Consider the following 12769-nt stretch of genomic DNA (forward strand, 5'->3'; position numbering starts at 1 on the left):
GCTTAAATAACACCCCTGTTTTTCAATGAGTATGCCAAAAAAAAGCAGCATTAAGTCGCAATTATACGCTCCTGATTTACAGAATGTAACAAATTTATAACCCTGGGGAAGTTGGTAAAATCACCCAAAAACATCGCCCAACTGAGCGATATCGCCTAATTTATATTTTATTTTAAATAAAAAAGCCACGTCTCCGGGGCTTTTTTATAACAAAATTATTACAACACTTATTTTTTAGCAACCTTAATAACTATTGATTTAGTAGAAGTGTTACCAATATTATCTACTGCCTCTACTGTAATTGTATAAGGTTCCAATTCTTTAAAAGTTCTAATATCTGCACTCAACTGAGTCAAGGAATATGGCTTTTTCTTACCACCATTAATCTGATAATGTATGGTTTTAACACCACATTCGCTATCGGTAGCCGCCAAATACATCTTTACAAAAGGAGAAAAAACATCAATTGATTTACCTTCATGGGTCTCTGAACGAATTGACTTGATACTAAAGTTTATAAATATTTCCGGAGCACTTTTATCAACTGCAAACTGGCTTTCCTTAGTTAACTCACGGTTGTTAACCATATCCTGGGCGTAAAATTTTAAGACATGGAACCCTTCTTCAGAAACTTTTAATTCTGAAGCTGTTACTTCTTTTGCTTTATCTAAACTATAAACAATCTCTTTAACTCCTGAAGCATCATCTTCAGAAAACAATTTTACTGTTGTATTTTCTGAGATAAACAAAGTGTCTTTAGCAAAAAACTGTGGTCCAACAAAATCAATACCCGACGAAGGTGCCTCCATATCCATATATACCTGTAACGGTTCGATTTCAGAAACATTTGCCACCAAGTCGAACACCTGGTAATATAATGTCTGGATTCCTTTTTCCTTTAAGAATGAAATAGGATCGGCCCATTCCTTATTTACCATTACATCAAAACAAGTCTTGTCTAATTCTTTTGAATTGAAATTATACAATATTTTAAAGATCCCAAGTTGATCTTCACCTTTGATTTTAGCCATACTGCGGGGTGATACATATAGATATTTACCCTCGTAAGAATCTCCTTCAATATCGCAACCGACCGTTGGTGCAACATCATCTACAACAAAAGAAAATGCCTCCTGATTTCCTAATACTGATACCTCTGAATCTCCAGATTTATTGGATATATTTCCTACATTATCTTCAGCCCAAAATACCATTTTATGGTCGCCTGACTTCAAAAACGATGTACTAATCGGTTTGTAATAAGTTCTTTCGGGCCCATCATTAATACGGTATTTTATATTTTTTATTCCAGATAACTCATCCGATGCCAACAGTTCGATGGTAGACTTTCCTGATATAGTTTGCCCCGATACGTTTCCATGGAAGGCCCAAGTAACACTTGGTTCCTTATTATCAATCGTAAAACTCTTCTCTTTTACTTCCTCAGCGTTCCCGACCCTGTCAACACAATAGTACTTTAAAACATATTTTCCCGGTTTTTCAAAACTAACCGTGTCTTGATAAACTTTATATGGTTCGCCATTAATACTTAAATACATGTTCTCTACTCCCGACACCTTATCTTTCGAATTCAGCACAACTTTTAAATGCTGATTATAATATACAACGCCCTCTTTACTGTACGCTTTGGAATCTATAAACCGGGAAGTAGTTACCGGAGCCAATCCATCCGCATACACTTCAAATACGATATCTGCCACTGGGTATACTATTTTTTTTGTAACGGTATCGACCTGCGAAGGTGTACGAACCGTATTCAAACCTTCTGAATCGAAATAAAAAGGATTTGCATATTGCGGTGTGCTTTGACTTTCCAGTTTTTCGACTCCGTTAGTAGGATTTGGAGATGTACCCAAAAACAAATACATAGGTTGATGTTTATTGGCATAGACTTTTCCTTCGGGCGATTTATACATCTTCATCTGATGTTTTAAAGGTTTCTGTGCCATTATACTGTAAGTCATCAGTATACAACTTAAAAGAACTGTTAGTTTAGTGCGCATTGTTTCGTTAAAATTTATAAATATTTTAGTGACAACTACGGCACGTAATATATTAAAGTTAACAATATGTGATGAACGTATTAATTCTGTTTATCAACAAAACATTGCTCATGCGAAGAATAAAAATAATTTAACCATATTTTTAAACAATTGTAACTGCTGCTGACACAACAAAAGCTACGAGAAGTAAAAATCTATACATTAAGAAAATAGCACTTGTATTTTTTACAGGCAATATTTTTAGATATAGGTGATTGAATATCCATTGCTTTCTTAATTTTGTTCGAAAATAAGTAATTTAATTGCTTAATAAAACAACATAATATCAATGGATCACAGAGATAAAGTATTTTTAGCTGTTGCCGAAAACCTTAGCTTTTCGAAAGCTGCGGAGGAACTATTTATCAGCCAACCCGCTGTCACAAAGCACATCAAGGAACTGGAAAGTAAACTCAACAGTACCCTTTTTGAAAGGAAAGGCAATCGCATTTATCTAACCAAACCCGGAAAAGTCAATTACGAATTTCTGAAAAAGATAAAGCATCAGTACGAAGAACTGGAATTTGAGCTTGGCCGTTTAAACGACACTTTTAAAGGAACGTTACGTATTGGAGCCAGCTCTACCATCTCACAATATGTAATTCCAGAAGTTATCGCCTCGTTTTATAAACGCTATCCCAATATCGACTTGCACTTGTATAGCGGTAACTCCGTGGAAATGAAGAGAAAACTATTAGCCGACGAAGTCGACATAGCTTTAGTTGAGAATAATTCATCCATGTCGGAATTAAAGTACCTGGATTTTTTAGATGATGAGTTGGTTGTTGTTACCGGAAGCGACAGTGTTTATAGTAAACGAAAACAAATATCCATCACCGATTTAAATGAGATACCATTAGTTCTTCGTGAAAAAGGTTCCGGAACGCTCGAGGTTATTCAACAAGTATTGAAGGATAACAACATACTTATCGACGATTTAAATATTGTAACCCACTTGGGCAGTACCGAAACCATTAAAAATTTCCTAGTTAATTTTGATGGAATAGCCATTCTCTCCGAAAGATCCATAAAAAAGGAAATACAACTTAAAAGTATAGTGAAAATTAAAGTCAGAAATTTCCATTTGCCCAGAAAATTGCGAATCGTATTGCGTCAGGGAAATATTGGCAGTACCACCGAAACATTTATAAACTTCCTGAATAACTATAACTTTTAGTTATGCACTATAAATATTTTGTATTTGTTTTAGCTATTGCGTACTATTACATTTGTATCAACCAAAAGGATACAAATGCACCTCAGTCAAAAACAAATACAGCTTATTTATTTAACGGTTGCAGCATTATGCTTTACGCCGCTTTTATCACCAGCCATTGCGCTGGTGATAGGCATGGGACTTTCATTACTGGGTATTAAACTGAAAGTTTCACAAGAAAACACCTCCTATATTCTTCAAGCTTCCATTGTATTAATGGGATTTGGAATGAACCTTACCCAAGTAATTGAGACTTCGCAAACAGCATTCGTGGAAACAGCAGTTTCCGTTATAGCCGTAATGGGCTTAGGTATCTTATTCGGTAAATTTTTAAAAGTGGATTCAAAAGTCAGTTTACTTATCGCATCAGGTACTGCCATATGCGGAGGAAGCGCTATTGCTGCTGTTTCCAACGTACTCCATCCAAAAAATCATCAGGTATCATTCTCATTGGTGGTAATTTTTATGCTAAATGCTCTTGCTTTATTTATATTCCCATACATTGGTCATCATTTGCATCTGTCGCAAACCACCTTTGGTCATTGGGCGGCTATTGCCATTCACGATACCAGCTCTGTGGTTGGGGCCGGCGCCATTTACGGTGAAGAAGCGCTACGTATAGCCACAACTGTTAAATTGGTTAGGGCTTTATGGATCATTCCTGTTTCCGTGGTGATTTCCTTAGCTCAAAAAAAACAGGATAACGGAAAGGTTAAAGTACCTTATTTTATTTTTATGTTTTTGGCCGCCATTCTCATTGCATATCTATTACCTGAGGGGCAAAGTACTTATGAACATTTTAACTGGATGGGGAAAAGAGGTATGGTACTGGCGCTCTTTTTTATTGGGACAGGCATCTCTATAAAGGAAGCAAAAAAAGCAGGTTGGAAGAGTTTTGTGCTTGGCATATCTTTATGGGTTGCCATAGCTTCAACCTCGTTAATCGTACTAAACAATTTTTAAAACATCATTTCGATTTCAAATATTCATCAACTATACAATGTTCCTAGCGGAACGATATTCATCAGGTGGATTTATAGTTCACCCGATGATTTATTTTACTTGTCCAGGCAATGATCAACATTATTAGAAAACTTAAAAGCTAGTATGCCGGGGAAATAAACCAATTTCCGACGCAATGTTACTTGGCACATCTGGTAAATTGGTGATGTGTCGGTTTGATTGGCATCTTGCACCCAGGGCCTCCAGGCTATTCAACTTCGCTCCTTTGGTGCTGTATTCCCACCTTCGGCCAGATCATTCCCAAACATCAAGCCCTCTCCCAAATCCTAAATTCTTTGCTATCTGTTCCTGGGTTAAATACGGTTTCTTTCTACTACTTTTTCTTTACAGATGAAAATTTAATAATAAGAAGTAATTGATGGCCTAAACACAAATTCCCCTAAAGGTAAAGACGAGGATTATTCAACACCCGTATTTATCATACTCGCCAAATTTTCGGCAGTAGAATTGGTTATTATTTTCCCATCTTCCTCGGTAAAGGTATAGTATATACCCATTAAATGGTTTACCTGATTTACAAAGACTGAGCCTATAAAGTTGTTTTTTTAAACATTAAATGATGATTAAAATCATCGCTTTGCGTTTGCTGCGATTGTAGTTTCCGGAATTACGGTAATAACCGCCAAAAGGATAATGATATCGGATTGAGCTGCTTGTAACTTGGTACTTTTTCTCTTCTGGAGTACGTTATGCCCCAGGTGTAATTTTTGTTTACTTTTTTCTCTATTAAAGCGGAAGGCGAGTAAGTAAAAATTGTATTACTAATAGTACTGTCTAAATCGTAGATATACTGATCGAGATAATTACCTTCAACCCGCAAATCTAACGAGAAACTATATTTGGTTTTGGAACCATTCAGCACACCATATAACCCCGGTTTTACCTCATAAAACTTAAAGTATACCTCACTGTGGTCAGTGCTTTTAATACCCTGGGGCGAGTTATAAATGGTTTTATCCGATGTTTTACCTGGCTCAAAATGCCTTAAATTCAGCTGTCCCCCAATTTCAGGTTTCCAACCCTTATTTATCGGTAATTCATAATCCACTTTTAAATACCCGAACAAATTACATCATCATCCGTTCTTATATCTTCGGTAGAATTTGGCAGTTGTTCATTCGAATCCAAATCAAGGGGTTGGGTATTACGAATATAATCCATCAAAGGATTGCTTGCTGAGAATTTGGCCTGGATCAGTAATTTATGATTCCGAAATACGGCATATGTTTCTCCAATCCGTGTTACACTCATGCGTATTTTTGGTATTATCCTCTTCCCTCCTATTATCCGTAAAATGGTAAAACACAGAATCCTTATCCAACGACGAGGATACGTATTTTGATGCTAGGGGTGATGTTTTATGTTGATATAAAGCTTAAAAACTTACGTTGGACTTTTTTGAAAAGCGATACCTTGCATTTTCCCGAGCAATTTTTTTTGATCACGAACATTATGCTGTTCCTTTAGAAATTAAGGTTGAATCACTTACATTATCATGCCCGATAAAAGAGGCAAGGAAAAAAGCAATTCGAAAAAAGATTAAAAAATACGTGGCCGTATACGAAAAAGGTTTAAACTTTGTAATATAGAGTTACAGCCCAGAAGACAAAGTACTGGCTAATATTTAATTACCTTGTTTACAAACTCAGCATGGTCAGAAATTACCTTGACAATATATATACCACGCATTAAATGAGAAACATCGACTTGAGCCTTATGTAGATGTAAGGTGATATCTACCGCCAATCTGTTTCCGTTCGTATCGAAAACCTGGATATCTGCATCTTGGATATTTGTTTCGATATATAAAACCGAACTTACAGGATTCGGATACATATGAACTAATTTATTTGAGCCCGTTTTGCTTATATCCGTACTTACACCAACCGATGCATTAAAAATATGCGATTCTTCACCTCCATACCCATCTGCCGCAGTAATGCTTAACTGAACTGTACCCTGACTTAATGGCGTAATTTCCAACAGTCCTCCTTCAACCTCCTGCATTACAACACCTTCTTCACTTAACAAACATGTATAACTCAGCACATCACCATCCATATCGTTAAAATGGTTGCTCAAATCAATTACAATGGCTGGATCATTGATATTCATAAATACGTCAGCAATTTCAACCGGACACGTTGGGCTATTGTTCTTTTTAACCTGAACATTGAAGGAATGACTTACCAAGGCTTGGTGCGTGTCGGTAGCTGTTACGGTAATATTTACATACCCCTCATTCAACGGGTTGATTTTAAACACCGATCCACTTTCGAATGAAGGTAGTGCAATTGAATTATCGGACGATGTTACATCAAAAGTTAAAACATCGTTATCGGCATCGGTAAATACTTCGTTCAAATCAATGCCCTCTTTATAAGTCAGGTAAATTACTTTATCGGCAATGGGATTTGACACAATAGGTGCTGTATAAGTATCTCCGTCCAATGTAATTGTTAATGTTGGTGTATCCGGGTCTGATGAGTGGATTTCTATCGTTCCATTGTATTGAATCAACTGTGTTGGTGTAAATTTGACATCAAATAACTGAATCTCTCCAGGTTCAATTTCCACTGGAGAATATACAACAGAGAAGGCTTCATTGGAAGAACTCAAACTATTAATCGTTAAGTTTCTGGTTCCCGAATTTTTAATTTTAAATACGGATGTAGCTTCGTTATCCATCAATACATCACCAAAATCCACCGTTGCGACATCGGTTTCTATGTTCTCGATACCTACAACGTTTAATAGTAACGGAATATTTACTGCTCCGGCATCAACATCATTGCTCAGCACTTGTATGTCCACAACATATTGTCCTTCCGCCAGACCATTAGAATCGATTTTGTATTTTAAACTGTCCGTATCCTGTCCCGACACGAACATATAACCCGGATCTAGCTCACACAATGCGGTATTCAATGGGGTAATACTATATTCCAAGGCATTCATCAAAAATTGCCTGTGCCCTTCTGTGGACATATACAGGAATGATTCATCCCCCATGGTTAATATCTTTCCTTTGCCCGAAGAACTTAATGCAGCATAACAATTACCATTGGCATCATTCAATAATTGAGTTGCCGGTGCATTAACGGATAAAGTACAGTCGGCATTGACACGAATACGATAAGCATTCAAATCCTCGTTGATCTCATGATTTAATAAAACAGCATCACCTTCCTTCGCAGGTACCGAAACATAACTTATCCCCCAACCGTCCAATAGATTATTAAAATCCGTGATTCTTCCATCTCCTTGTATTATCAGGAATCCTCCTTTACTGACCCAATCTCTAATTTCATTTTTCCTGATATCCAAAAAATTGGCCGAATCATCCACGATTAAAACATCCAACGAATTAAGGGAAGTTGATATATTTTCTGATGTAACGGACAAACATATGGCCCCGTAACTGGTCAAGGTATTTTTGAGTTCGTGATAATAAAGCACATTTTTAGCCAGACCAACTCTAATACCCTCAAAATTAGGCTCAAATGAGTAATATTTGATTGGGTTATGATTGCTTCCTTTTTCGTAAGAATCCAACAGCTTGCCCTCGTAAGCCAACAACCCGTTATTCAAATTGCCGATAGAAATAAAACTATCGACCAACTCTCCACTCAACAGATTAAGTCGGATAGTGTCATTCATCACTGACAATTCAGGTTCAGCCTCAATAACCACCTGTTTTGTTATCGTATCTTTTGAGATACAATTATCCACTGTTAACCGTACTTCATGAACACCCGAAGTACTAAATGCGTATTTGGGATGCTGATCATTGGATGTAGAACCGTCTCCAAATTCCCAGTTCCATATTTTTGGTTGATATAAGGAATTATCTTCGAACTTCAATTCGTAGTTTACCGGCAATATTTCATCTACAATATTAAAATCGGCAACTACATCGTTTCCAACGCCATAAGCCACAGATTCCCAACTAGCACTGAAACCTTCGTAGGAATTAGTTTCGTTCGTTGTAAATGAAAGAAACATGCTGCCAGATGTTGCCTTTATTAACATTGGATCGCTAACCGTTCCTTTCAGCGAAGCTAGTAGAAGCCCGTTTTCGTCGGCACCATCATAAATATTCAATATGTCACAGCACCATTCCGTATTGAGCTCCTGTATTGTCAGTAAAATTTCTTTGGCACAATATGGCGCTATTAAAAAGGTTTGCTCGGTTGAATTTTCATAATCACCATCTTCTCCACCCGCATCAAAAATGTAACCCGAAGATAAATCCGTTTGAGTATGCACTCCCATAAGATGATTAGTCGCTACCCTAATTTCCCTGCTCACTGATGAAGAGCCAAACTCATTGGCTACCATAAGTTCTACGTGATAAACACCATCTTGGTGGTATGTAACTGTTGGGTATGGATCACTGGAATATTCAGGAACGCCACCTTCAAAATGCCAAATCCGACTTGTTGCAACATTCTCGCTTTTATCGAAAAAAGAAACTGATTCATGGATAAAAGCGATGGTATCGCTTACCGAGAAGTTAGCAAGCGGAGGCGCTGTGTTTTTTTCCAGTATCACGGTATAATCCTCGTATTGCCCGTATTGGGAGTCATTAATACCATCCAGCTCCGATGCGTAATCATAACGATCCGAGCCTATTCTCAGCCTGAGCGGATCTCCAAAACTTACACCAGCTGGAATTTTAACTTCTCCTTTATGAATTTCGGTAGCAATTGAAGTATATATCTTTTCATCCTGATTTGAAAAAATGCCATCATTGTTAACATCCAACCATACATTAACAGCTTCTTTAAAGTCCTCACCTGTGCGGATTGCCAACGAATATTTTTTTCCTTCCTTCAATACGGTCTCATGCCCGCAGGTAAAATCTTCATATCCTTGGTTGGACCCCTGTGATCTGTTGTTTAACTCATTCAGTTGAACACTATAAATACCGCCCGTTCCGCCATTTTCAGTGAAAGGTGCATTTACTGGAAATATTGGGGTAGCTTGGTTAGCAACAGTAATATAATTTTCAATTTCAGTTATATCACTGCTGTTACATTCAGAAGTCCCGGTCACTTCCAACTTAATACTGTATTCTCCAACACTGGCTATATTAAGTATTGGGTTTTGTTCTGTACTAACCTCTACATTATTCAAATACCATTTGTAACCATCAGCATTTGTGCTTGTATTGTTAAGCTGAACACTGGCAGGAGCACTGCAATAAAATGTTTGGTCGGAATAAAAAGTGGCAGTAACAGCAGTTTCAAATTCGGGCCCAACACCCACGGCATACCATGCATTGGTAACCTGAATCACTTCATTGGAACACTCACCATACAGGTCAACAGCTGATTGAATCGAATAAAACCGGGCGTCTTCAAAATTGCTATAGCGATTTAAATAAACAGTCAAATTCCTATAAGCTATTGCCTCAGCCGCTTCCAGGCCAATTGGTTCAACCATGTAACTATCCCCATTATCGTTGACTCCGCTGCCCCCTTCGCACAATAAATAAAACCAATAGCTTTGAACGGTTGAGTTGCTATGTACCCCCCCATGGTCTTGCGTTCCAGTTATCCAATACTTACCTTGGTAAGTATCCGGATGAAAAGCTGCATTAGGATCAGAAATGTTACGTAAATAAGAAACCCCATCTATAAAAACCTGTTCTCCTATCAAATAGTTGGCCGATGTGGGATACACATAAAAATCGATGGCAACACCAAAAATATCGGAGAAGGATTCGTTAAGAGCCCCTGATTCATATGCATATTCCAGGTCGGCACTATGAGAGGTTAGGCCATGTACAATTTCATGGCCCACAATATCCAGCGATGTAAAAGCATATTTTGAAGAACCATCCCCATCACCATACGTCATCCGATCCCCATCCCAAAATGCATTAGCGTAATTATTACCGAAATGCACATAAGATTTTAGCGCCAACCCATTACCATCAATAGAGTTTCTTCCAAACTTATTAAATAAATAATCGTAAGTCATTTCAGCTCCAAAATGAGCATCATAGGCCACTTGATCATCCGGGTTGTGCCAATAGTTATCTTCATCAACAAATTCCACAGCCTCAGAATACAATTGCCCGTAATTCAAATTATAGGTATGGATTCCATTGCCCCGCTCATGTTCGCTCAAAATATATCCACCATATCCTTCGCTCGTTTTAATCCCTACGGTTCCGTTATAAAATGATATGGCCGTTCCTTCAAAGTCAATATTATGGATTCTTGATATTCTCTTTACAATGTCGCCGGTATTGGCATCAACATATATATATTCTCTTTGCAATGGTTTTAAGGAGTACACATCCACTTTGTAACACAGCATCAATTCCTTGTTATGAGGGACAAATAGGAGTTGTGCTTTGGGATAAAATGAATTATCGTTATCCCAAATAAAAAGTTCAGAAGAAAAAATAGAAATAGCCTTTTCAACAGCTTCGCTTTCTGACAGTTGCGCTTGAGTTGTAACAGCTTCGCCTTTTACAGCTTTACCGTTTACGCTCCGAGCCATTCCATTCTTGTAATGGACCGTATACCCCATTCCTTCAACAGGAATACCAAGCAAGCTCAGTTGATACTTGGAGTGTGCATCTCCCTGTTTATCTTTAAACTCATTTGAAAGATTTAGTTTGTATATATTGGGCAGGCCTACTTTTTGACTAAGCGTGGAACCATTCACAACCAAACCGGATTTTAAGGACTGAGAGGAGAACTCGAAGTATTCAATTTGTCCGCTATTCTCGTTAACTTTAACTTTTGACGCCCCCTTAACAATCTGCTCACTTTCCTCGCCGGTATAAACTTGACCATCCGCCAAAATGGCGCCCATCAATAAAACGAATATGGAAATCAAGCTTCTCATGTGTGTTGTAAATTGTGTTGTGTCCTATATCTCTATCAAGAACATTTAAATTTACGTACAAATGAGCAATTGGCTAAAAAGTTTTGATAAACTGCCTATATGTTTTGCCTAATAACAGAAATTCCCGTCACTGTTGTTTCCAGATATTTACCCACACCGCATTAAACATTGCATTACACTGTCTTAATGCACATTACAGCATGCTGCATTATTTTTTATTCACTATAATAAAGTATTACTAGGGTTTAAATAAGATCCGGATTGTTTAATTCCTGATCGTTGCTTTTTAACACAAATCTTTTATAGTAAGAAAAAAGCAGTGTGGTCATGGGCAGTGCAATCAACATTCCTAACAACCCCAGCAAACTGCCCCAAACAGAAAGAGACAGTAAAATAATAGCAGGGTGAAGACCATATACGCGTCCCATAATTTTGGGCGTAAGAATGGTTTCCTGTATAAGCTGCACCACACCCATAACAATGGCCGCCAGTAGAATAACATGCCAGAAACTATGGTTAGTTTCCATAGCCCTAAGCAACGATAACAAAATTACAGGAATAAAACCCACAATTTGCAGATAAGGAACGATATTTAAAGCACCGATAAACAACCCAATTATTATAGCCATGGGGAGTCCAATAATCTTAAACCCAATGGCCAATAACACGCCCACAATAAGCGCAATAAGTCCCTGCGCCCTAAAATAAATTTGCATGCCTTTGGTAAGATCATCAAACACTTCACGCACAGGTTCCCGATATCTTGGTGGCACCAATCCCAGCCACCCATCTGAAATCTGTTTGAAATCGATCAGTAAAAAAACCAGGTAAATTAATATAATCAGAAGGCTTACAAGTCCTAATAAGAAATTCATGGAACCAGAGAATACCTTCCATGCCTGTCCAAAAATATTTTTAAGGGAACCGGCCACACTTTGTGGATCTAAAACTTTGGTAAAATCAGTGTTATTTACAAAATCATTGATATAGTCTATCACTTCTTTAGGTAAGATACTCGAAACAGATGCATGCTGAAGATAGTCCCGAATTAGCTGCACCATTTTTGTCATCTCGGCATAGAACTGGGGAATCAGCCAAATTACTAAAAAATATAATCCTCCAAATACCATTAACAAACTTGTCAAAACAGCTAATCCTCTGTATTTAAACCTACATTTAAACTGAAAAAAGTCGACCAGTGGATTGATCAGATAGGCCATTAATAACGCTATAAAAAATGGCACAAGAGCCCCACTTAACCGTTTTAATAAAAAATAAAATGCCAGTAAAAAAGCTATGGACAATACCATCCTAACCACCCTGTCGAAAGTATATGGCTTTGTATGATTTGTATTCATGTATGTCAGATTTTACGGCAATATATCAAAAATATATCATACTTAAATTTTCTGAATAATAAATGCAGGTGATCTTCGTTGTAATTAGGAATGGTGGCATCCAGTGTGAACGATTGTTAATTTGTGTTTTAATTTATAAATATTTAATGTGGATTTAATAGGAATTATTCAATTTATTGTTTATTTTTCAAGCTAAAACCCTTGCTAACATTTTTTACATCAAAAGCCTAATAAACAATACT

7 protein-coding genes are annotated in these 12769 nt (G+C 37.3%); 2 read left to right on the forward strand and 5 right to left on the reverse strand.

The features are described from left to right. Positions 1-227: 227 nt before the first annotated feature. Positions 228-1985, reverse strand: coding sequence for an OmpL47-type beta-barrel domain-containing protein (locus ACT29I_RS16835; protein ID WP_430936398.1), 1758 nt, complete (start codon positions 1983-1985; stop codon positions 228-230). A 367-nt stretch (positions 1986-2352) separates the two neighbouring features. Here ACT29I_RS16835 and ACT29I_RS16840 point away from each other — a divergent pair, with 367 nt between their 5' ends. Then, positions 2353-3240: a LysR substrate-binding domain-containing protein gene (locus ACT29I_RS16840; RefSeq protein WP_430936400.1), complete on the forward strand. Its 888-nt coding sequence runs from the start codon at positions 2353-2355 to the stop codon at positions 3238-3240. 75 nt (positions 3241-3315) lie between these two features. Beyond that, positions 3316-4242, forward strand: coding sequence for a YeiH family protein (locus ACT29I_RS16845; RefSeq protein WP_430936402.1), 927 nt, complete (start codon positions 3316-3318; stop codon positions 4240-4242). Positions 4243-4909: 667 nt separating this feature from the next. On the opposite strand, the gene ACT29I_RS16850 is transcribed toward ACT29I_RS16845, so the two are convergent. The 4 genes from ACT29I_RS16850 to ACT29I_RS16865 all read right to left on the reverse strand — a co-directional run bounded on the left by ACT29I_RS16850 (position 4910) and on the right by ACT29I_RS16865 (position 12527). Continuing rightward, positions 4910-5350, reverse strand: a complete 441-nt coding sequence (locus tag ACT29I_RS16850) for an outer membrane beta-barrel protein (RefSeq protein ID WP_430936404.1) — start codon at positions 5348-5350, stop codon at positions 4910-4912. 2 nt (positions 5351-5352) lie between these two features. Continuing rightward, positions 5353-5553 (reverse strand): hypothetical protein, encoded by a 201-nt coding sequence (locus ACT29I_RS16855; protein ID WP_430936406.1) that lies wholly within the window; start codon positions 5551-5553, stop codon positions 5353-5355. A gap of 366 nt (positions 5554-5919) precedes the next feature. Beyond that, complete coding sequence (locus ACT29I_RS16860) at positions 5920-11169, reverse strand: M4 family metallopeptidase (protein WP_444793973.1); 5250 nt, start codon at positions 11167-11169, stop codon at positions 5920-5922. Positions 11170-11414: 245 nt separating this feature from the next. After that, positions 11415-12527, reverse strand: coding sequence for an AI-2E family transporter (locus ACT29I_RS16865; RefSeq protein ID WP_430936410.1), 1113 nt, complete (start codon positions 12525-12527; stop codon positions 11415-11417). Between the last annotated feature and the right edge of the window lie 242 nt (positions 12528-12769).

Source organism: Saccharicrinis sp. GN24d3, from assembly GCF_052400645.1.
Lineage (GTDB): Bacteria > Bacteroidota > Bacteroidia > Bacteroidales > Marinilabiliaceae > Saccharicrinis.

Excerpts from the sequence above, each read along its gene's own strand:
- ACT29I_RS16835 (WP_430936398.1), bottom strand. The coding sequence starts at position 1,985 with ATGACTTACAGTATAATGGCACAGAAACCTTTAAAACATCAGATGAAG.
- ACT29I_RS16855 (WP_430936406.1), bottom strand. The coding sequence starts at position 5,553 with ATGAGTGTAACACGGATTGGAGAAACATATGCCGTATTTCGGAATCAT.
- ACT29I_RS16865 (WP_430936410.1), bottom strand. The coding sequence starts at position 12,527 with ATGAATACAAATCATACAAAGCCATATACTTTCGACAGGGTGGTTAGG.
- ACT29I_RS16860 (WP_444793973.1), bottom strand. The coding sequence starts at position 11,169 with ATGAGAAGCTTGATTTCCATATTCGTTTTATTGATGGGCGCCATTTTG.
- ACT29I_RS16845 (WP_430936402.1), top strand. The coding sequence starts at position 3,316 with ATGCACCTCAGTCAAAAACAAATACAGCTTATTTATTTAACGGTTGCA.
- ACT29I_RS16840 (WP_430936400.1), top strand. The coding sequence starts at position 2,353 with ATGGATCACAGAGATAAAGTATTTTTAGCTGTTGCCGAAAACCTTAGC.